Source organism: Providencia zhijiangensis (genome assembly GCF_030315915.2).
GTDB classification, from domain to species: Bacteria; Pseudomonadota; Gammaproteobacteria; order Enterobacterales; family Enterobacteriaceae; genus Providencia; species Providencia zhijiangensis.
The window spans coordinates 2,141,868-2,164,468 of the sequence record NZ_CP135990.1; the positions used below are offsets into that span (position 1 = coordinate 2,141,868).

Genomic DNA, 22,601 nt, shown 5'->3' on the forward strand with positions numbered 1-22,601 from the left:
TGCTACCAATGGAATTATCCTCACTGACCGCTGTATCCCCGATTGACGGCCGTTACGGTGATAAAGTCAGCGCTTTACGCACTATTTTTAGTGAGTTTGGCTTACTGAAATTTCGTGTGCAAGTTGAAGTTCGCTGGCTGCAAAAACTGGCTGCAACCGCTCAAATCAAAGAAGTTCCTTCATTTGATGCCAACGCAATCGCTTACTTAGATGAAATCGTCGCGAACTTCTGCGAAAAAGATGCAATGCGTATCAAAGAAATTGAGCGCACAACTAACCACGATGTTAAAGCAGTAGAGTATTTCCTGAAAGAAAAAGTGGCGCACATCCCTGCTCTACACGCGGTCTCTGAGTTTATTCACTTTGCTTGTACGTCGGAAGACATCAATAACCTGTCCCATGCCTTAATGCTGAAAACTGCTCGTGAAGAGGTTTTACTGCCACAATGGCGTCAAATCATTGATAAAGTTAAAGCAATGGCGCACGAATACCGTACTTTACCTTTACTGTCACGTACTCATGGTCAACCAGCAACACCATCCACTATTGGTAAAGAATTTGCTAACGTTGCGTACCGTTTAGAGCGCCAATTCCGCCAGTTAGAGCAAGTGGAAATCTTAGGTAAAATCAATGGTGCCGTTGGTAACTATAACGCCCACATTGCCGCTTACCCGGAAGTTAACTGGCACGAATTCAGTGAAACATTCGTAACCTCACTGGGCATTCAATGGAACCCGTTCACCACCCAAATCGAACCGCACGATTATATCGCAGAACTGTTTGACTGTGTTGCACGTTTCAACACTATCGTGTTGGACTTTGACCGTGATATCTGGGGCTACGTTGCTTTAAATCACTTTAAGCAAAAAACCATTGCTGGTGAAATTGGCTCATCCACTATGCCACACAAAGTTAACCCTATCGACTTCGAAAACTCAGAAGGTAACTTAGGTTTAGCAAACGCGGTATTAGGCCATTTAGCAAGCAAATTGCCTGTTTCTCGCTGGCAGCGTGACCTGACAGACTCAACCGTTCTGCGTAACTTAGGTGTCGGTTTAGGCTATGCCCTGATTGCTTACCAATCCACAATGAAAGGCTTGAACAAATTAGAAGTTAACGAACAGCACTTACTGGATGAATTAGATCAAAACTGGGAAGTCCTCGCTGAGCCAATCCAGACGGTAATGCGCCGTTATGGCATCGAAAAACCGTATGAAAAACTGAAAGAATTGACTCGTGGTAAACGCGTTACCGCTGAAGGCATGAAACAGTTTATCGATGGTTTAGAACTTCCAGAAAGTGAAAAAGAGCGCCTGAAAGCGATGACGCCAGCTAACTATATTGGCTATGCAGTTAATTTTATTGATGAAATCAAGTAATCAATAGTTATTAAAATAGGCGGCATTCGTGTCGCCTGTTTTTTTCCTTTCCAAAAAATCTCAGATTCGACTATTTTTCCGATCTGTTTGACTTATATTTAGTTAAGATCTTGTTCCCTATCCCATCTCTTTCTACCATACTCATTATAATATTCTCATTTGCATGCTTTCTTTATGTGAGGTTCTCAGATGCGCATTCTTATCGTCGAAGATAACGCCCTACTTCGTCACCATTTAACCGTTCAACTCAAAGAATTAGGTCATCAGGTAGATTCTGCTGAAGATGCAAAAGAAGCGGATTATTTTCTGAATGAAAGCCATCCCGATATTGCAGTCGTGGACTTAGGTCTTCCAGATGAAGATGGGCTTTCTATGATCAAACGCTGGCGCAGTAACCATGTCAGCATTCCGCTCCTCGTCCTAACTGCACGAGAAAGCTGGCAAGAAAAGGTTCAAGCTCTCAATAGTGGCGCTGATGACTATGTCACCAAACCTTTTCAACTAGAAGAGCTGGTCGCACGGATGCAAGCATTGATGCGCCGTAACAGTGGATTAGCCTCCCAAGTGCTTGAACTTGAAAACTTTGTTATTGACCTTTCCCGTAAAGAATTCACCGTTAATGGTGAGTCGGTCAAACTCACTGCATTTGAATACACGATTATTGAAACCTTGCTGCGCAATAATGGAAAAGTGGTCAGTAAAGACTCCCTTATGCGCCAACTCTATCCAGACGCAGAATTACGCGAAAGCCACACCATCGATGTGCTTATGGGCCGTTTACGTAAAAAAATCCAACAGTTCCATGCCCAAGAAGTGATTGTGACTGTTCGAGGTCAAGGCTACCGTTTCGATGTGAACAGCTAATATGAAACTGCGTAAATTTAGGTTCAAACCCATCTCTTTACAGGCGCGTTTTATTTGTGCGACATCAGCCGTCATTCTGGCGCTAACCCTCGCTTATGGGATTGTCGCTGTTGTGGGTTATTTAGTCAGTTTTGACCGAACCACCTACACCTTACTACGTAGCCAAAGTAACCTAATTTACAGCCTTGCTCAGTGGCAAGATAATAAAATTGATATTCGCGTTCCCCCAAACTTTACGTTGAACAACCCCTCGTTGATCATTATTTATGATAAGAATGGGCAAACCGTCTGGCGCCAACGTGAAGTCCCCAGCGTCGAGCGTCTTATTCAACTCGACTGGTTAAAAAAGAATGGGTTATACGAAATTGATACTGATTTTGATGAAACGCGTCAATTAATGAATAATAACCCAGACTACAGCCATCGACTCAATGATATTGATAATATCGATGAGCCATTAACGCACTCCGTTTCAGTTAACCAGTATTTAGAAACTGAAACCATGCCAGCACTGACGATTGTTGTTGTCGATACATTACCTCAAGACTTACAAAGCACGGGCGTTGTCTGGGACTGGTTTGGTTACGTGTTACTCGCCAACTTTATACTGGTGATCCCACTGTTATGGCTCGCAGCCTATTGGAGTGTGCGCCCCATTAAGTCACTGATTTCGCAAATTAGTAGCCTTGAAAAAGGGGAACGAGAAACGTTGGATGAAAACCCGCCAGCAGAGCTGCGAGGCCTAGTGCGAAATTTGAATATTTTGCTAAGCAACGAACGCAAACGCTATAGCAAATACCGCACTACATTGTCCGATTTAACTCACAGCCTAAAAACGCCTTTGGCGGTGTTACAGTCCACATTGCGGCTCCTACGTTCCGGTAAGCAAATGACCATCGAACAAGCAGAGCCTATCATGTTGGAACAGATAGGACGCATTTCTCAGCAAGTTGGCTACTATTTGCATCGCGCCTCGAACCAAGGGGATGAAAACCTGATGCTACGGGAAATTGCATCGGTGCCGTCTATCTTAGATAGCCTCTCTAGCGCACTGCATAAAGTGTATCTCAACAAAGGTGTCTCCATCACCGTCGATATCTCCCCTGAAATCACGTGGCTAGGTCAGCCTAATGATTTTATGGAAGTGATGGGCAATGTTATGGAAAACGCTTGTAAATATTGCCTTGAGTTTGTAGAAGTCACCGCGCTTGTTGATCATGATAGCCTAACCATTTTTGTGGATGACGATGGTCCTGGCGTTCCCGAAAGTAAACGCAGCATGATATTTATGCGTGGGCAACGCGCTGATACCCTGCGACCGGGACAAGGTTTAGGGCTATCAATTGCGGTGGATATCATCGACCAATATGATGGCGAAATCACTATTTCGGATAGTCCACTTGGTGGTGCTCGCGTCGCCGTCACCTTTAGGCAGCAAGCGGTGATTGAAGATGCTTAGGCCTTGAATTGAGATAGCTAGGCATAAACGAAGATAATTCGTTCATCCGACAATGAAGATGGCTAATCTGTGAACTGACGCCCTCTAAGCCCTGTTTTACAATCCATTTCCGGTATACTATTTAGGAAGTTTTGTCATAACTAGGGAACAATAAGATGGATTATAAACTGAATCTTGACTGGCAGAGTTTTCTGGACAGTCATTGGCAGAAACGACCTCTGCTTATCAAACAGGGTTTTACGCGTTTTATTGATCCTATCTCGCCTGATGAACTCGCGGGATTAGCGATGGAAGATGAGGTTGATAGCCGTTTAGTCAGTCATCAAAACGGCCTCTGGCAAGTTGCCCACGGCCCATTCGAAAGCTACGATCATTTAGGTGAAGAAAACTGGTCAATCTTGGTTCAAGCGGTTGACCACTGGCACCACCCAAGTGCCCAACTGATGAAACCTTTCCGTGTCCTTTCTGATTGGCGTATGGACGATTTAATGATCTCCTACTCCGTTCCGGGTGGCGGTGTAGGCCCTCATCTCGACCAATATGATGTATTCATTATTCAAGGCGAAGGTCGTCGCCACTGGCGTGTTGGGGAAAAAATCCCAATGAAACAACACAGCCCACATCCTGACCTACTGCAAGTACAGCCTTTTGACGCCATTATCGATGAAGAGATGGAACCCGGCGATATCCTGTATATCCCGCCTGGATTCCCACACGAAGGTTATGCGATTGAGCCATCACTGAATTATTCTGTCGGTTTCCGTGCACCCAATGCCCGTGAATTAATGAGCAGCTTTGCTGATCATTTAATCTCCAATGAGTTAGGTAGCTACCGTTACAGCGACCCTGATCTTTCTTTCCGTGATAATCCGGCTGAAATTTTGCAAGGCGAACAAATTAAGTTGCGCGAAATGATGGAATCACTGATTCATGATCCAGAGCTATTCCGTAAATGGTTAGGTGAATTCATTTCTCAATCACGTCACGAGCTGGATTTGGCACCGCCAGAGCCGCCTTATGAACAAGATGATATTTATAATTTATTGAAAGACCAGCAAGAAACCCTATATAAACTCAATGGGTTGCGCGCTCTTCGTGTTGGTGACCAATTCTTTGTTAATGGTGAGTCTTTAGAGACTAAATGCTATGAAGCCGCAGATAGCCTGTGCCGTTTCGATTCCGTCAACCATGCAAATCTTGGTGACGCGTTAGACGATGTCAATTTTATCGCCTTAATGACAGCATTGATTAATAGTGGATATTGGTATTTTGACGACTAATTATTCCTATAATTAACCGCCAACAAACAGCAAAATGCCCCGAATGTCATCACCTCACATCGGGGCCTTTTTATCACTAATTTTTATATTAAGAACGTATCAAAACTATTTATCAGTATTACGTTTTGCATGGATAGCCGTTAGTTCCGCAATTCGCATAATCACGCTCACCGCCTGCTCCATGCCTTCTTGAGTAATAAACTCATGTTTACTATGGAAGTTATAGCCACCAGTGAAAATATTCGGGCATGGTAAGCCTCGGTATGATAACTGCGCACCATCCGTTCCTCCACGGATGGGCTTGATAACAGGTTCAATATCGCAGTCCAGCATCGCTTGTTTAGCTAATTCAACAACATGCGGATATTTCATCACTTCTTTATGCATATTGTAGTAGCTATCATCCAATGTCAGTTCGATATAGCAGCTTGGGTGCAGCCCTTCACCTACTTTTTCCGCGATGCGAATAATATTTTTCTTTCTCGCTTCAAAATTGGCTAAGTCAAAATCACGGATAATGTAGTTCATTTCCGCTTTTTCCACGTTCCCCTTAATGGACGTTAGGTGATAAAAACCTTCATAACCTTCCGTATTTTCAGGGGTTTCATCCGGCGGTAACATGGAGTGAATTCGCGTTGCTAAACCTAGCGCATTAACCATCACGCCTTTGGCACTACCGGGATGGGTATTGTTCCCCACAATTTTGATGGAGACGTTGGCCGCGTTAAAGTTTTCGAATTCGAGTTCACCAACGCCACCACCATCAACGGTATACGCCCAGCGAGCATCAAATTCTTTAAAATCGATATGTTGTGCACCACGACCGATTTCTTCATCTGGCGTAAAGGCAATACAGATTTTTCCGTGTGGAACATTTTGCCCTTCTAAACGCACAATCGCGGTAATAATTTCTGCGATACCCGCTTTATCATCCGCCCCTAATAAAGTTTTGCCATCGGTCATAATCAGCGTTTTGCCAATCATTTCGTGCAATACAGGGAACATAACGGGGGATAAAACTTCATCACCAATACCCAGAGCAATATCGCCACCACGATAATTCTCAAGCACTTGCGGGCACACATTTTTGCCCGAATAATCTGGGGCGGTATCCAAATGCGAAATGAAACCTATCGCAGGCACATCCCAATCAACATTGGATGGCATGATAGCCGTTAAACAGCCGTGTTCCGACAGCGTCACTTTTTCAAAGCCAAGGATATTTAATTCTTTGGCTAACGCGCGGGCAAATTTTAGCTGGCCTGTGCTACTAGGTACTGTTTTTGCATTCAGTTTTGATTGTGTATCAAACGCAGTGTATTCAAAAAACCGCTCCAAGAGTTTGTCCATACTTCCTCCCCCTAAATATCAATGGGGATATTATGGGAAAGATCACAGAAACAATTATTGTTTCAAATCAGATTTGCAGCTAAAGAGTGAGGAAGATAACTAATTAATTTAATTTATTGTTCATTTTGGGCTGCACTTTTGGATAACGCAACGCGTTAAGTACCATGTTATATAATGACTATCTTATATAACTAAATGCGCTATAGCATGATTTCTAAGGTGGGAATACGATGGCAAAAACATTTTTAATTTACGGTGTCAGTAAAGGGTTAGGTAAAGCATTAGTTGAAGGAGTGCCTGACCAAACTGATACTGTGTACGGTGTTTCTCGCACTGAACCACCTTTTGGTGATGCGCAATTTCACTGGATACCCGCTGATCTTAGTGACACTCAATCGGCCTCAATCATCAAAAAGCAGCTAGGCGAAAAACCCATTGATACCCTCATTTATAATGTCGGCATTTGGGAAAAACTCGCCTTTACTGAAGAGTATGATTTCGAGTCCACCAGCGATATTGAATTACTCACCATGATCCAGACCAATATCAGTGCCTGCTTGTTAAATTTGAAAGCACTGCTTAGCAACTTGCGTTTAGGCACCAATAGTAAAATTATTTTAATTGGCTCTACGTGGGGGTTAGATAATCATAATGGCAAAGAAGTCACCTTTAGCGCGACCAAGTATGCTCTGCGCGGGATTGTGCAATCACTGAGAGAAACTTTGCGCCAAGATAATATCGGTATTTCTATTTTGAACTTAGGTTATCTCGCCACCGAATATCCGTTATCCATGCCCGTTGATGAAGTGATTGCAAAAAGTGAAGGTGCCTTAATTCCACTTCAAGATGTGGTCAATGCCGTGCGCTTTATTCTTAGCACCAGCAGCGCCACCTGCGTAAAAGAAATTACCATGCCCGCCATGTTAGATGAAAACGTGTGATATCAACCTAATTTGCTTAGTGCATAAAAAAGGGAGCCAAAGCTCCCTTTTATTTTTATTCTTCGCTGTTTAACTTTGCCAGCAAGTCATCCACATATTCACTAACCACTTTACTCGCCAACCCATAATGGCGCTCTTCAAATTCGCTTTCCACTTGGCTTGGTTCTAAATTCAGTTGTACCGTATGAGCACCTTGTAAACGCGCCTCATGTACAAACCCTGCCGCAGGATAAACATGCCCCGATGTTCCGATGGAAATAAACAGCGTGGCTTCCCCAAGTGCTTGGTAGATCCTGTCCATTTCAAACGGCATTTCACCAAACCACACAATATGCGGGCGTAATGGCTGCGGGAACTGGCAGCAATGGCAACGCTCTTCTACGGATAAATCCCCTTTCCATTCGAGGACTTGGTTTGACCAATTACAACGCACTTTTAATAATTCACCGTGCATATGCACCACGCGCTTGCTACCTGCACGTTCATGTAAATTATCAATATTTTGCGTCACTAGCAGAAATCTATCCCCGAGCACTTGTTCTAATTTTGCTAATGCGTAGTGCGCTGCATTAGGTTGAATATTCTCTTGTTGCAGCTGTCGACGCCGTTCATTGTAAAAGCGCTGAACTAATTGCGGATCACGGGCAAAGCCTTCAGGCGTTGCCACATCTTCCACACGATGCTCTTCCCATAAACCATCTGCTGAACGGAAGGTTTGAATCCCTGACTCTGCAGAAATACCCGCACCGGTTAATACAACCACGTTAATGTTTTGCATACTGAGCAGTCTATTATCAATGTAGTAAGAACGATTGCGAAGTCGCTGACGGCGTTTACATTTATTTTTACTTATTTTTTTCAATCTACGGCGAAATCGCAACATCGGAAATTTCCTTTCATCCTTGCAGTGAATTTGTCGGTATAAAAAGTGAAAGTATAAACATGGTAAATTATGTTATTTATACATAATTTGGATAGTAACATACTAAACCCCTTCACCTCCTGCAAAGTAAAACAAATATCTCAATAACCTCGATTTAATAACTTTTTTATCATCAAAAAGACATTTTTTTCACTTTCAGATGACAAAAAACTTTATCCCCATCACACCTAACGGCTAAAATAGCCGCCATCTCACTATTTTGATTTCTCTTATTTGAAGGATTTGCATGGAAAAGTTTTTTGAAAGAATGATGTACGCTTCACGTTGGATCCTGGCGCCCATTTATTTGGGGCTATCACTGACATTGCTGGCGTTAACCATCAAATTTTTCCAAGAAGTATTTCATATTCTGCCCGATATTTTTAACATTCCAGAATCTGATTTGATCCTCACGTTGCTGTCGCTCATTGATATGGCGTTGGTGGGTGGATTACTGGTGATGGTAATGTTCTCAGGTTACGAAAACTTCGTCTCCCAATTAAATTTGTCTGATCATCATGAAAAGCTGAATTGGATTGGAACCATGGATGCAACATCACTGAAAAATAAAGTGGCAGCCTCCATTGTCGCCATTTCATCCATCCACTTATTGAAGATTTTCATGAACCTCAAAAACGTCGAAAACGATAAGTTGATGTGGTATGTGATCCTTCATTTAACCTTCGTGCTATCAGCGTTTGTAATGGGTTATTTGGATAAAATGACCAAGAAAGCCAAGTATTAATCTCTCTCAATACACGCGATTCGGCATAAAACAAGGGAAGCTTACCGTGCTTCCCTTTTTGTTTCCAAAATTATTTTTTCAAAAACGGTAAAATATGGCTCATTAACTGCTCAGGACACTCTTCTGTCACAAAGTGGCCACACTCGCCAAGCATCGCTCCTTGTAATTGGGTTGCTCGCCCTTGTAATGTCAATTGCGGCGCATCCCGGGTTGCCTGATCCGCCCCTATCGCCAATACCGGCATAGTGAGTTTTTTTTGCGCTCGCAGTTTATTTTGCTCAATCGTCTGTGGAATAGCGCGATAATAGGCAAAACCTGCCCTCAGCCCACCCGGTGAAGCATACGCATCAATATACGTCTGTGCGGCAACGCGATCACGACGATATGCCCAATGATCAAAAATAAAGTTAAGATACTCACGCTCTTTACCTGCCGTCAGCGTTTCCGGTAAATCTCGCACTTGGTTAAACATAAAATGCCAGAGGAAAATATTCTCCTCAGGATCCACAAAAATACTCGGTGCTGGCGCTAACCCTGGAATAACCGCTTCTGTTAAGGCTATCTTTTTCACGTCTGCGGGATAATCACTGGCCAGCGCATACCCCACCCACATGCCAATATCATGCCCTATCACTGAATAGTGAGTATGACCTAGTTGCTTCATCATTTCGTGTAATGTAGTTGCGGCAGCGCCCGTATCATAGCCATTGTCTGGCTTATCAGAATACCCTGTTCCCAGTGGATCGACAGCAATAGCGGTATAACCATTAGCAGCGAGCTCCGTCATCACATAGCGCCATGTATACCACGTTTGTGGCCAGCCGGGGATCAATAAGACCGGCTCCCCTTCCCCTGCGGTAACATAGTGAAGGCGCTGCCCGTTAACTTTCACATAGTGATGTTGAAAGCTGGCTTCATTCGCCTCAATGGTTGGAAGCGCAGCACTTTTGGCTGTTTGAGTTAGATTTCCTGCTGCTAACGTCGCTGTTACTTGCAAAGAGAGCGTCATCAGGGAGACGAGCAACACCTTTTTAAATACCGAATTCATATTTGTTCCATACACTTTTATGTGAGTAAAAAAGCCACTCATTCACGAGTCGCATTAATTGTTTGTCGATCAACAATAAATAGGTTAAAGGTTTTTTTAATTCTTTGTCAATCGATAAACAATAATTATTTGTCATTCGACAAAGAAGTGATAGTATGAACGCATTCTCATTCAGCGCATCATTATCATGTTTTAGAGGGATCATAATTATGGCGGGAAGACCAAGAGAGTTCGACCGAGACGCGGCATTAAATAAAGCTAAACTTGTCTTTTGGCAACGCGGTTATGAAGGTACGTCGATGTCAGATTTAGTTTCTGCTCTGGGCATCGCTTCTGCTCGCATTTATGCGGCGTTTGGCTCGAAAGAAAACCTATTTCGCGAAGCTATCGCCCTTTATCTAAGCCAAGAAGGGGCTTTTGCAGATACTGCGTTACAAGAGCCAAATACGCGTCTAGCGATAACACAGTTATTAACCCAAGCTGTCGAAACTTACACCCAACAAACGCATCCACAGGGGTGCATGGTTGTTTTATCACTAACTAACTATGCCAGTGAAAATGAAAACATTATGTCTTGGCTGGCGAGTTACCGGAAAGCCCGTACCACCGCCATCATACAACGTTTAAATAAGGGAGTAATTCAAGGGGATTTACCCAAGAAAACGGACATCCAAGCACTTGGCGATTATATCTCAACACTATTTCACGGCATTTCGATTCAAGCTCGCGACGGGGTGAGTAAAGCTCAGTTGCTCGCGATGGTTAACGTTGCTATGAGCGGGTTTGATTCCTTTATCTCAGCATCAACTACCCACTGATTATCCGCTTCAATTTTAGGAAAAAATCGCTATGTCCTCATTCGGTTCATCTCCCAGTCATGCATGGGTTTGCACATGGCTTTCAACATCTCAACCCACCACCAGTGAGGCATTTCCGTTTCCATTGGAGATCCCAACCTTATTGAATAACCAAACCCTACAGCAAACACTGCGCATCACATTAGGCGGACAACAATTACGCCTTGTGTTTTCGAATCGTTATGGCACCAAACCCTTAGTGCTGGGTGAAAATACCATTGTTGTAAACTCGCCATCTGGCAAGTCATGGAGTGCGCCTGTTCTGTTTAATGGGCAATCTGGTGTTTCTATCCCCGCAGAACAAGTGGTGTACAGTGATGAAATCATTCATCCTATTGACGATTTGTCTGAAGTCACCCTACGAACCTATCTACCGGCCCCTACGCTTGTAGAGACCTTTCATTGGGATGCGCGACATTATTCTCAATTAACATCGGGTAACGGCGTTCATTCCAAAACGACGAAAGAAAGCCTGCCAATTAGTTCGCGCTTATTATTAGAAGCTGTTGAAATTCAGAATCAGGCGCCAAGCCAAGCGATTGTTGTCATTGGCGATTCCATGGTGGATGGCAATGGTGTCGAAATGGGAACTTATCACCGTTGGGTGGATTTTCTTGCTGAACGTGCCGTTTCTCAGCACACAGCGGTGATCAACGCAGGGCAATCGGGTTCTCGCTTACTCAAAGATGGTATTGGCATCAGTACATTATCTCGCTTTACTCGGGATGTTATTGAGCAAGCTGGCGTAACCACTTGCGTTGTACAAGTGGGTCTCAATGATATAGGGCTTGCTCAAACTGCCCTCGCGCCTGCGGATATGACGCCTCCCGCTAGCCAGTTAATTGAAGGTTATCGTCAATTACTTGATATAGCACATCAGCATAATATTCGCGTCGTTGGCATCACTCTTGTTCCGCTACGTTGTACCGATGAATATGGATTAGATAACTTCTATACCCCCGAAAAAGACGCTATTCGTCAAGAAGTGAACGAATGGATACGCACTAGTGGTGAATTTGACGCATTAATTGACACTGAGCAACTTGTGCGCGACTCACAAAATCCTCAGCAATTAGCATTAATCTATGATTCTGGGGATCATCTCCACCTTAACCACGCAGGACATCAGTGGGTTGCGAATTCAATTTCCCTTGATACTGTTATTGGGGTTTAAAACAGTCATTAGCATTGAAAACCTTAGCATTGAAAACCATAGGTACGAGAATAGCTTTTCGTACCTAATTATTCCGCTATTCTTTGATATGGCTTAACATTATCTTCAGCCACGCCATCATTCCCTATGTTACTATCCACTCACCTAATTCATCATCTAAAACAACCTTGGATAATAGAATGAGTGACCATTTTGTCGGTAAATTTGAAGCCGAAATTAAGTTCAAACTACCCAATTCTGACACTTTTCTTGAGCAGCTTATCAATGACAATGCTGAAGCATTTACCGTCAATAATCATGAAGTTGATGACTTTTTTGACTATCCCGATGGGCAGTTAGCCGCGCAAAATATCAGTATATCCGTGCGAGAAATGACACCCTCTGGCATTAAGTTGTGGATAGTCAAAGGCCCTAGTAGCTCCGAGTGTAAAGCGATTGATATTGCAGACTGCCAACATGTCAAAAACATGCTGAGCACCTTGGGATATCAATGTTACCTAACGATTGCCAAGCAGCGCAGCATCTATTTTCTGGATGATATTCATATCACCATTGACTACTTAGAAGGTATTGGTTGGTTTGCGGAATTTGCGATCATGACGGACGATGAGAGCGAGTTAGACAACTTGTACACAAAATTACTGTCTACCGCGCAACACTATGGTTTTACGGAAGCATTAATTGAAACCCGCAGCTACAAGCAGATGTACCTAGAGAGTTTGATGAAATAGCCTTAGATAACATGATGAAATAAGGCGCGACTGTTGCCACTCGCGCCTTGTTGATTACTGACCGCTTAGAATACGGGCTGGGTCTAACTTACTTGCGCGTCTTGCTGGATACCAGCTGGCTAATAAGCTCAGAACAACCGTGGTGAACAGCACGTAAATCACATCCATCACATGCAGTTCGGAAGGCAGAAAGTCAATAAAGTAGACATCCCCTGATAAGATAGGATGACCGATAATCACTTCAAGTCCCTTAATCATCGTGGTTAAATTCAGGGAGATTAATACCCCCAGCACCACGCCGATAAGTGAACCAACCAGCCCCCCGATTAAGCCATACCACAGGAAGATAGCGCGAATTTGCCTATCTTTTGCCCCTAATGTCCGCAGAACCGCAATATCGCTACTTTTATCTTTGACGGCCATCACGAGCGTGGAGACGATATTAAAACAAGCGACCCCGATGACTAAAATCATCGCCAAGTACATGACACTGCGAACCACCTGAATGTCGTTGTACATATAGCCGTAATCACCTATCCAGCTTTTTACCACCACATGATGCATGGTTTTCAGCCCAGCGTCATACACCACTTTATCGGCTTCGAAAGGATCTTTCGCTTTAATTTCAAAGCCGCTAATGCCATTTCCATAACCGAGATATTCCTGTGCATCCGCCAGCGGAACTAAGGCGAGCTGATGGTCGAGTAACCCACTTAAGCGGAAAATCCCCGTTACTTGGACACGAATACGCTTAGGTTGCTGAATTTTCATACTGTCATCGGTATTTGGGATCATAATCGTTACCCAATCCCCGACTTTCACACCCAGCGAGTTCGCCACCCCTTGCCCTAAAATGATCGACTGTTTACCCGCTTCAAAATGTTGCCACGCATCATTTAAGATAAACTCTGGCAATGCACTGACTTGGGACTCCGTCTCGTGAGACACGCCCATAATCTGGATGGCTTTCAGGTTCGCGCCGCGCTCAAGTAGCCCCGTGAAATTCACATAGGGGCTGACCCCTTGAACACCCGGCGTTTTGCGGATCACATTTTGGGCGAATTCCCAATCTTGATAAGGGGCTTCAACAGCGTAAATTTGCCCGTGAGGCACCACCGAGAGCACGCGGTTATTCAGTTCTCGCTCAAAGCCATTCATGGCGCTTAAGCCGATAATTAATACCGCAACACCTAAAACAATCCCGAGGGTCGAGACAATCGATACCAAAGACACCATCCCTGTCCTACGGCGTCCTCGGCTAAATCGCAATGCCGCTAATAGCGTCAGAGGCATTTTAATCATTACATTGCCCCCAACGTAATTTCCTGTTGCAGATGACCATCCCGCATTTCTAAACGGCGGGATAGACGACTCGCCAGTTTCATATCGTGGGTGACCACTAAAAATGCGGTTTTTTGCTTACGGTTTAATTCACCCAGTAATTCAAAAATCGCATCCGCATTACGCAAATCGAGGTTACCTGTTGGTTCATCCGCCAGCACTAACGCAGGGTCATTCACCAATGCACGAGCAATAGCAACACGTTGACGCTCACCACCGGATAATTCAGATGGACGGTGATTGGCTCGGTGCTCTAACCCTACCGCTTTTAACATTTCGGTGGCTTTCGCAAATGCCGTTGCTTTCGCCACACCGCCAATTAACAGTGGCATCGCCACATTTTCTAATGCCGTAAAATCAGGCAATAAATGGTGGAATTGATAAATAAAGCCAAGGTCTTTATTACGAATAGCCGCACGCGCATCAGAAGAAAGCTGGTTAATCTGCTGCCCACGAAAAATCACATTACCTTGAGATGGCGTATCTAACCCGCCAAGTAGGTGCAATAAGGTACTTTTACCAGAGCCGGAGCTACCCACGATAGCCATGGTTTCGCCTTCATTCATCGTGAAGCTGACATTCTTTAACACTTCTGTGGAGAGTGCGCCTTCTTGATAAATCTTGCTTAAATGTTCACAGACCAGAAGTGGTTGGTTATTCATATCGTAAAGCCTCAGCAGGTTGTACCGCTGCCGCACGCCAAGAAGGATAAAGCGTCGCCAGCAAAGAAATCAGCATCGCGCACAGCGCAATAATTAAAATACCCGGATAGTCGAGTACAATTGGGAGTGCCACTCCCCGCGGTAATAAGCCAATTAGCGGCATAATCACATTCAATTGGCTCGATAGCAGCGTACCCAGCACGGTACCAATCAATGTCCCGATAATGCCCGCGCCCGCGCCTTGGATCATAAAGATAGTCAGAATTTTGCTACGCTTGAGTCCCAAAGTTTTCAAAATCGCCACTTCGCCTTGTTTTTCCATGACTAATAAGGATAACGACGTAATGATGTTAAAGGCCGCCACCGCGATAATCAGGCTCAGTAGCAAGCCCATCATGTTTTTTTCCATTCTCACTGCTTGGAAAAATTCGCCTTTACGCTCACGCCAATCTGTCCAAACTAACCCTTCTGGTAGTGTCTGTTTACTCGCCACATCCACTTGCAGAGGTTCGTCCAGATATAAACGCCAGCCAGTAATATTTCCGGTTGGATAACGTAGCATTCGCGCTGCATCAGGCTGAGCAACAATCAATTCGCTCGTATCCGCTTCGCCATTGGTTTGAAAAATACCCGCAACCGTAAATAAACGCTGGCTAGGTATACGCCCCATTGGGGTTAATTGGCTCACCCCGGGGATAATCAAGCGCACTTGGTCACCGCGTTTTACGCCGAGGGTTTCCGCCAGTCGATTACCGAGAAAAACGTTGTATTCGCCATCGACTAAATCACGGCGATCCCCGCTTATCAGCTTATCGAGTAACAAGGAAGATTCATCGGAACGAATTCCCCCCATCATGCCCACTCCCACGTTAGTTCGGCTTTGTAAAACCACTTCCGACTGAACAATCGGCTCGATTTTCTTAACGCCTTTGAGGTTTTTTAAGTCCGTGATGGGATGTTGATTGGGATCGATATTTCCGGTATTTGAGGTCAATATGGCCTGTGGCATATAGGCAAGTATGCTATCTTGTAACGAACGTTCAAAACCGTTCATCACAGACGTCACGGTAATCAATGCCGCAACACCAAGGGTTATGCCTATCGCCGACAAGCTGGACACAAAACGTCCAAATTTATCGACCGCGCGCCCACGCATATAGCGCAGACCTATAAAGAGTGAGACAGATTGATGCATGAAAACGTAATGTCCCTGTTGCCAAAGCGAAGTGTTCAGGGATAATAAAGGGTACGATTGATGAATGGAACCACCCAACCGCGCTTTTGTGGTTTTTTTTATTATAAATACTATTTGTTTAGATCACTTTCAGACTACTCAATGAGTTCTGTGGGTTGTTTAATTAATTTTTAATTGCCTAACTAATCATTAATTAACTAGTTAGCTATGAGAAGCTGAATATTTCTATGTCGTCAAATTATCGTTATGAACTGCCCAGTCGTGCTGGAGATGTCCGCCATTTAGGCTGCTTAATTGGTGCTGCAGGCCCCTTAGAATGCGCAGAAATGATTGAACGCCATCAAGGTCCTGTCGTGATTGTCACGCGTGATATGCAAAACGCATTACGCGTTCGTGATGAACTTCAACAGTTTACCCAACATCCTATAGAGACACTGTCGGATTGGGAAACGTTACCCTACGATAATTTTTCGCCACATCAAGAAATCATCTCTCACCGTTTGTCCACGCTATACCGCTTGCCAACGCTGCAAAAAGGGGCACTGATCCTCCCCGTTAATACCTTAATGCAGAAAGTGTGCCCTGCTGATTTTCTGACGGGACATGCCTTAGTGATGGCTAAAGGCGATAAACTCTCGCGCGATAGTCTACGAGACGAGCTGGATAAAGCTGGATACCGCCATGTTGAGCAAGTACTTGAACACGGTGAATATGCCATTCGCGGGGCATTACTTGACTTATTCCCAATGGGTAGCGACCTGCCATTTCGTATCGACTTTTTTGATGATGAAATTGACAGCTTACGTACCTTTGACGTTGATACCCAACGCACCTTAGAAGAAGTTAGTGCAATCAACTTATTGCCTGCTCACGAATTTCCGACCGATAAAGACGCTATCGAGCGTTTTCGAAGCCAGTGGCGCGAACGCTTTGAAGTTCGCCGTGATCCCGAACATATTTATCAGCAAGTAAGTAAAAATACCCTACCAAGTGGGATTGAGTATTGGCAGCCACTGTTTTTCGCTGAGCCATTGCCTTCTTTATTTGAATATTTACCCGCTAACACCCTATTTGTTTCGCAAAATCTGCAAGAACCTGCAGAACGATTCCAACAAGACGCTCAACAGCGTTATGAAAGCCGTGGCGTTGACCCAATGCGCCCATTACTTCCCCCTGCCGAGTTATGGTTAACCGTCGAACAACTGAATCAGAACTTAAAAAATTGGCCTCGGGTGCAGCTGTCTACGGAAAAGTTACCGAAGAAAGCCGCCAATACCAATTTAGACTATCAGCCACTTCCGGATATTAGCACTCAAGGGCAAAGTAAAAATCCACTGGAAAAACTGCGTCAGTTCACCGAACAGTTTGATGGCACGATTGTGTTCTCCGTGGAGAGTGAAGGACGCCGTGAAACGGTGAGTGAATTACTCGCACGCCTGAAAATCCGTCCTGAAATTATCAGCAACTATTTTAGTCAAACCCAAGACCGCTTTGCCATTACGATTGGGGCGGCTGAACATGGTTTTATTCAACCAGAAAGCCACCGCGCATTAATTTGCGAAAGCGATTTACTGGGTGAGCGAGTCGTACGCCGCCGCAGTGACCAACGCCGCACCATCAATACTGACACGCTCATTCGTAACCTTGCAGAGTTACGCCCGGGTCAACCCGTGGTTCATATTGAACATGGTGTCGGCCGCTATCAAGGCTTAATCACCTTAGAAGCAGGTGGTATTCCCGCGGAGTATTTGATCCTCACCTACGCAGGCGAAGATAAACTGTATGTCCCTGTCTCTTCATTACATTTAATTAGCCGTTATGCGGGTGGTGCCGATGAAAATGCGCCGCTGCATAAGTTGGGTAGTGACAGTTGGGGACGCGCTCGCCAAAAAGCGGCGGAAAAAGTGCGGGATGTGGCAGCTGAACTTCTGGATATTTATGCTCAGCGAGCCGCGAAAGCAGGCTTCGCCTTCAAACATGATAAAGTGCAGTATCGGGAGTTTTGCCAAGGTTTCCCATTCGAAACCACCACTGATCAAGAAATGGCGATTAACGCAGTATTGAGTGATATGTGCCAGCCACTAGCAATGGATCGCTTAGTCTGTGGCGATGTGGGCTTTGGTAAAACTGAAGTCGCCATGCGCGCCGCATTTTTAGCGATCAACAATAATAAGCAAGTGGCTGTACTGGTTCCTACCACGTTATTAGCCCAGCAACATTATGATAATTTCCGCGACCGCTTTGCGAATTGGCCAGTACGTATCGAAATGCTATCGCGTTTTAAAACGGCCAAAGAGCAGCAGCAAATTATTGCTGAGGCCGCAGAAGGCAAAGTGGATATTTTGATTGGTACCCATAAATTGCTACAAAGCGATATTCAGTGGAAAGATCTGGGTTTGCTGGTGGTGGATGAAGAGCATCGTTTCGGGGTTCGTCATAAAGAGCGCATTAAAGCGATGCGCGCTGACGTGGATATTCTGACCTTAACGGCGACGCCAATTCCACGCACCCTGAATATGGCAATGAGTGGCATGCGAGATTTATCGATTATAGCGACCCCACCCGCTCGCCGCTTAGCTGTAAAAACCTTTGTTCGCCAATATGATGATTTAGTCGTGCGCGAAGCGATTCTGCGGGAAACGTTACGCGGCGGTCAGGTTTATTATCTTTATAATGATGTGGAAAATATCGAAAAAGCCAAAGCGCGCCTGGAAGCCTTAGTACCTGAAGCGCGATTTGTTGTCGGTCATGGGCAGATGCGTGAGCGCGAACTTGAGCGAGTCATGACAGATTTCCACCATCAACGGTTTAATGTCCTGATCTGCACTACGATTATTGAAACGGGTATCGATATCCCAACGGCGAACACCATCATTATTGAACGTGCTGACCACTTCGGTTTAGCACAATTGCATCAGCTACGCGGTCGTGTGGGTCGTTCCCATCACCAAGCCTATGCTTACCTTCTGACGCCGCATCCAAAAGCCATGACCACCGATGCACAAAAACGCCTCGAAGCCATTTCTTCCCTTGAAGATTTAGGGGCTGGGTTTGCGCTGGCGACCCATGACCTTGAAATTCGTGGTGCTGGCGAACTATTAGGTGAAGACCAAAGTGGGCAGATGACCACCATCGGCTTCACCTTATATATGGAGCTACTCGAAAGTGCGGTCGATGCACTGAAAGAAGGACGCGAGCCATCCCTTGAAGATCTCACCAGCCAGCAAACTGAAGTGGAACTGCGCATGCCAGTACTGCTGCCTGATGAGTATATCCACGATGTGAATATCCGCCTGTCTTTCTATAAACGTATTGCCAGTGCTAAAGACCAGACCGAACTGGATGAGCTGCGTATCGAGCTGATTGACCGCTTTGGGACTTTACCTGATGCAGGTAAATTCTTGCTATCTACAGCAGGCATTCGTTTACAAGCACAAAAACTGGGCATGAAACGTATTGAAGCTCATGAAAAAGGCGGGTTTATTGAGTTCAATGAACGCAACAAAGTCGACCCGATGTTCTTAATCAGCTTACTGCAAAATCAGTCAAAAACGTTCCGCATGGAAGGCCCTATCCGTTTGAAATTCTTCCACGATTTAGCCGACAGAGCGACGCGTTTAGACTTTATCAAGCAGCTAGTCGCTGATTTTGATGAGCATCAGCTAGCGTCATAAACCAGAAATTGACAACAAAAAAGCCATCGATTCATGATGTTTCGATGGCTTTCTTTTATGTGGTTTTAACCAATAAATGACTACTTTTTATTATCTATAGAATGACCTATTGCTTCTAAGTGCCCCAGTGCATTGCTATTGCCCTGCGCCGCAGATTTTTGGAACCATTCTAAGGATAGGTGAGAATCATCGGATAAATGCTCACTGGTTTCATACATCATTCCCATCATATATTGCGCTTGAGAATGCCCTTGGCTAGCGGCTTTCAGATACCACTCAATGGCTTTTTCCTCATTCTCTTCAACCCCTTCCCCCACATCATACAGAGTACCAATTTCGTACTGCGCATCGAGGTCGCCACTTTTGGCTTTCAACATGAGTTCATTAAATGAGGGAATATTGCGCGACGTGAAACCTAAAAATTCCAGTAATTTTTTAAGCATGGTTTCTCTTTCTACTCAAACATTCCAAAGGTATTTTTGCCCGTTTTGACTTCCAGTACGGTAGACGGCTGGTAAGCTTTTGGTAGGTCATCTGGCTTCATACAGTAGAATGGCAAAATACTTTTTGCCCCTTCGCGCAGGGTTTCGCATGCTGCTTTACTGGACATGGTTAAATCTAACTGCCCATTTTCATTTAGTGGAATAAACACCGTTGGCTCATACGGCATTCTCACTTTACCAATCGTATCGCCAATACGGTAAATCACGTCATACCCTACAATAATCTGCTCTAAGCTCTTGGTGATCACGCACGTCCTTGGTTCATTGCTCGAAAATGGCGGTAGCGACCTTCCTTGTAAGGATTGGATCATCAAAATGGTTCTGCATTCGCGTTGTGCGGGGTGCCAGCGAGATAACGACTCTTGCGTGAATGTGCCTAGAATACCCGTGACTGAACAGTTTTCATGTTCCACCATACGCGTTGCTCTAATGGGTTCGGTAGATAAAACAGTGGCAATTTTCACTTCGTCACTGCGCACAAAAGAGAAATAAACAACAGCAATTAGGCAAACAACAACGAATGCGGCTAACAACAACTTAATTTTTAGCTTCATCGCTTGCCCTTTTTTAAATAGTGAATGTGTTAGCTATTGTAGCTTATCTAGTATCAACTACATTAATTACATACAATAAATATGGTTTTTTAGATTAGTCTGAGTATGAGACATACATCTTATTTACTTACGCGTAATAAGTTTACCGCGAATAGTCGTAAATAATTAACTAAATTAATTTCAATATATTGCACCATATTAAAATTCTTTCTATTTTCTTGTTTTTTAACAAAAAAATAAACTCTAACAATTAATGGGTATCATGCGTGATTTAAATTAAAAATATCCCGCCTTTTTGTATTAAATCACACTTAACCCAAACTCATTAGGGTAATTAGCTGATTTTATGGCGTCTATTTAATGAATAAATATTTAAAATATATGTACCGCTTTAACTGGGTACTATTATTTTAAATACATCTTTATTCTGATTGGAGGATACACACGATTATTCACTGATAACCGTGTGTATCCTTGCGATTGCAGAACCGAAAAAACGATAACTACAGATTAATGTAATTTCAGTTTAGGTCGAATAATACGGTTAATGCTGCCAACCAGCATCATTAAGCCCGTTTTTATATAGCCATGTAATGCAATTTGGTGCATGCGATATAGGGAAATGTAGACGAAACGCGCTATACGCCCTTCTACCATCATATCTCCACGCATTAAGTTTCCCATCAAGCTACCTACAGTACTAAAGCGAGATAACGAAACTAATGAACCATGATCTTTGTAAATGTAGTTTTTCAGTGGCTTATCTTTCATTAATGCCACGATATTGTCATAGCAAAGGCTTGCCATTTGGTGAGCAGATTGTGCTCTTGGTGGAACAAAGCCGCCTTCCGGTTTTGCGCAAGATGCACAGTCACCAATCGCGAAAATTCCATCATCCAACGTGGTTTGCAGTGTCGGCTTAACCACCAACTGATTGATACGGTTGGTTTCTAACCCTGCAATATCTTTCATAAAATCAGGTGCTTTGATCCCTGCAGCCCATACCATTAAGTCCGCATATATTTTGCCGTCTTCTTTGGTATTTAAGCCATCGGCATCCGCGCTGGTCACCATGGTTTTGGTTAATACTTTTACGCCCAATTTATTCAATTCTTGGTGTGCAGCGCTTGAAATACGTGGAGGTAGCGCAGGTAAAATACGCTCGCCCGCTTCCACTAGCGTCACATTTAACGCATCAGTGTCTAACCCTTTAAAACCATAGCTCGTTAACTGCTCCACCGCATTATACAGTTCAGCAGAAAGCTCCACACCCGTTGCCCCACCGCCAACAATGGCGATATTCACTTTTTCTTCCGCATTATCACGTACTGAATAACGCAAGAATAAATTCAGCATTTCATCGTGAAAACGGTGAGCTTGTGCAGGACTATCAAGGAAAATGCAGTTTTCTTTTACACCTGGGGTACCAAAATCATTCGAGGCACTTCCCAACGCCATGACTAAAATATCGTAATCAATTTCACGCAATGGCACTAACAACTCGCCGTCTTTGTCACGCAATTCACCGAGAATCACTTTTTTATTTTCTCGGTCAATATTCGTGAGGGAGCCTAATTGGAAGTGAAATGCATTGTGACGAGCATGGGCTAAGTAGCTGATAGCATCAACACCATCATCCAGTGAGCCTGTTGCGACTTCATGAAGTAATGGTTTCCATAAATGACTTGGATTACGGTCAATCAGCGTGATATCCGCACGTTTTTTACGCCCTAATTTACGTCCTAAACGTGTTGCCAGTTCTAAACCACCAGCACCACCGCCTACAACAACGATTTTAGGTTGAGTTAAGGTCATACGCCCCTCATATAAAATATATTAATGTTATTTAAGATTTCTAATAACAAAAAACTTAAATAACACTAATTCGCCATGTTTTATTTTGTTTGGGTTTGAAGAATATC

19 protein-coding genes are annotated in these 22,601 nt (G+C 44.1%); 10 read left to right on the top strand and 9 right to left on the bottom strand.

All coding sequences use genetic code 11. The features are described 5' to 3' along the window. Positions 1–8: 8 nt before the first annotated feature. The 4 genes from purB (at position 9) to QS795_RS09880 (ending at position 4,982) form a co-directional block, all read left to right on the top strand. On the top strand, positions 9–1,379 hold the full coding sequence (gene purB / locus QS795_RS09865; RefSeq protein WP_154603603.1) for an adenylosuccinate lyase: 1,371 nt from the start codon (positions 9–11) through the stop codon (positions 1,377–1,379). A 189-nt stretch (positions 1,380–1,568) separates the two neighbouring features. Next, positions 1,569–2,243 carry a two-component system response regulator PhoP gene (phoP, locus tag QS795_RS09870; RefSeq protein WP_036953130.1) on the top strand — a complete coding sequence of 225 codons (675 nt, stop codon included), beginning with the start codon at positions 1,569–1,571 and terminating at the stop codon, positions 2,241–2,243. Position 2,244: 1 nt separating this feature from the next. Beyond that, positions 2,245–3,702 carry a two-component system sensor histidine kinase PhoQ gene (gene phoQ / locus QS795_RS09875; protein ID WP_286270384.1) on the top strand — a complete coding sequence of 486 codons (1,458 nt, stop codon included), beginning with the start codon at positions 2,245–2,247 and terminating at the stop codon, positions 3,700–3,702. Between the two features lie 155 nt (positions 3,703–3,857). Beyond that, positions 3,858–4,982, top strand: coding sequence for a ribosomal protein uL16 3-hydroxylase (locus tag QS795_RS09880; RefSeq protein WP_286270385.1), 1,125 nt, complete (start codon positions 3,858–3,860; stop codon positions 4,980–4,982). A 105-nt stretch (positions 4,983–5,087) separates the two neighbouring features. Here the strand turns inward: QS795_RS09880 and pepT are convergent, their stop codons facing one another. Continuing rightward, positions 5,088–6,332, bottom strand: a complete 1,245-nt coding sequence (gene pepT, locus QS795_RS09885; protein ID WP_154603599.1) for a peptidase T — start codon at positions 6,330–6,332, stop codon at positions 5,088–5,090. A gap of 230 nt (positions 6,333–6,562) precedes the next feature. Here pepT and QS795_RS09890 point away from each other — a divergent pair, with 230 nt between their 5' ends. Beyond that, positions 6,563–7,273, top strand: a complete 711-nt coding sequence (locus tag QS795_RS09890) for an SDR family oxidoreductase (RefSeq protein WP_181477244.1) — start codon at positions 6,563–6,565, stop codon at positions 7,271–7,273. Positions 7,274–7,328: 55 nt separating this feature from the next. Here QS795_RS09890 and cobB read toward each other — a convergent pair whose 3' ends face one another. Further along, positions 7,329–8,153, bottom strand: coding sequence for a Sir2 family NAD+-dependent deacetylase (gene cobB / locus QS795_RS09895; RefSeq protein ID WP_154604390.1), 825 nt, complete (start codon positions 8,151–8,153; stop codon positions 7,329–7,331). Between the two features lie 289 nt (positions 8,154–8,442). Between cobB and QS795_RS09900 the strand changes: the two genes are divergently transcribed. After that, complete coding sequence (locus QS795_RS09900; RefSeq protein ID WP_154603597.1) at positions 8,443–8,940, top strand: TIGR00645 family protein; 498 nt, start codon at positions 8,443–8,445, stop codon at positions 8,938–8,940. A gap of 70 nt (positions 8,941–9,010) precedes the next feature. Here the strand turns inward: QS795_RS09900 and QS795_RS09905 are convergent, their stop codons facing one another. Further along, complete coding sequence (locus QS795_RS09905; RefSeq protein ID WP_286270389.1) at positions 9,011–9,988, bottom strand: alpha/beta fold hydrolase; 978 nt, start codon at positions 9,986–9,988, stop codon at positions 9,011–9,013. Between the two features lie 209 nt (positions 9,989–10,197). On the opposite strand from QS795_RS09905, the gene QS795_RS09910 reads away from it, so the two are divergent. From QS795_RS09910 to QS795_RS09920, 3 genes are all read left to right on the top strand, one after another. Further along, complete coding sequence (locus QS795_RS09910) at positions 10,198–10,806, top strand: TetR/AcrR family transcriptional regulator (RefSeq protein ID WP_318626450.1); 609 nt, start codon at positions 10,198–10,200, stop codon at positions 10,804–10,806. Between the two features lie 31 nt (positions 10,807–10,837). Further along, positions 10,838–12,019 (top strand): SGNH/GDSL hydrolase family protein, encoded by a 1,182-nt coding sequence (locus QS795_RS09915; protein WP_318626451.1) that lies wholly within the window; start codon positions 10,838–10,840, stop codon positions 12,017–12,019. A 179-nt stretch (positions 12,020–12,198) separates the two neighbouring features. Beyond that, positions 12,199–12,750, top strand: a complete 552-nt coding sequence (locus QS795_RS09920; RefSeq protein ID WP_286270392.1) for a class IV adenylate cyclase — start codon at positions 12,199–12,201, stop codon at positions 12,748–12,750. 54 nt (positions 12,751–12,804) lie between these two features. Here the strand turns inward: QS795_RS09920 and lolE are convergent, their stop codons facing one another. Genes lolE through lolC form a run of 3 tightly spaced genes read right to left on the bottom strand, consistent with a single transcriptional unit; the run spans position 12,805 to position 15,948 of the window. Then, entirely contained in the window at positions 12,805–14,052 is a 1,248-nt protein-coding gene (gene lolE / locus QS795_RS09925) for a lipoprotein-releasing ABC transporter permease subunit LolE (RefSeq protein WP_154627139.1), read from the bottom strand. Next, positions 14,052–14,753: a lipoprotein-releasing ABC transporter ATP-binding protein LolD gene (gene lolD / locus QS795_RS09930; protein WP_036953112.1), complete on the bottom strand. Its 702-nt coding sequence runs from the start codon at positions 14,751–14,753 to the stop codon at positions 14,052–14,054. The genes lolE and lolD overlap by 1 nt, the downstream gene beginning before the upstream one ends. Beyond that, positions 14,746–15,948 carry a lipoprotein-releasing ABC transporter permease subunit LolC gene (gene lolC, locus QS795_RS09935; protein ID WP_154603591.1) on the bottom strand — a complete coding sequence of 401 codons (1,203 nt, stop codon included), beginning with the start codon at positions 15,946–15,948 and terminating at the stop codon, positions 14,746–14,748. Before lolC ends, lolD begins: the two co-directional genes overlap by 8 nt. 227 nt (positions 15,949–16,175) lie before the next feature. On the opposite strand from lolC, the gene mfd reads away from it, so the two are divergent. Further along, complete coding sequence (mfd, locus tag QS795_RS09940) at positions 16,176–19,622, top strand: transcription-repair coupling factor (protein WP_286270395.1); 3,447 nt, start codon at positions 16,176–16,178, stop codon at positions 19,620–19,622. 80 nt (positions 19,623–19,702) lie between these two features. On the opposite strand, the gene QS795_RS09945 is transcribed toward mfd, so the two are convergent. From QS795_RS09945 to QS795_RS09955, 3 genes are all read right to left on the bottom strand, one after another. After that, on the bottom strand, positions 19,703–20,065 hold the full coding sequence (locus tag QS795_RS09945; protein WP_286270397.1) for a tetratricopeptide repeat protein: 363 nt from the start codon (positions 20,063–20,065) through the stop codon (positions 19,703–19,705). 11 nt (positions 20,066–20,076) lie between these two features. Continuing rightward, the gene (umoD, locus tag QS795_RS09950; RefSeq protein WP_154603588.1) at positions 20,077–20,679 is read right to left on the bottom strand and encodes a UmoD family flagellar biogenesis regulator; all 603 of its coding nucleotides are present in this window, start codon (positions 20,677–20,679) and stop codon (positions 20,077–20,079) included. A 510-nt stretch (positions 20,680–21,189) separates the two neighbouring features. Then, positions 21,190–22,494 (bottom strand): NAD(P)/FAD-dependent oxidoreductase, encoded by a 1,305-nt coding sequence (locus tag QS795_RS09955; protein ID WP_286270398.1) that lies wholly within the window; start codon positions 22,492–22,494, stop codon positions 21,190–21,192. Positions 22,495–22,601 lie beyond the last annotated feature (107 nt).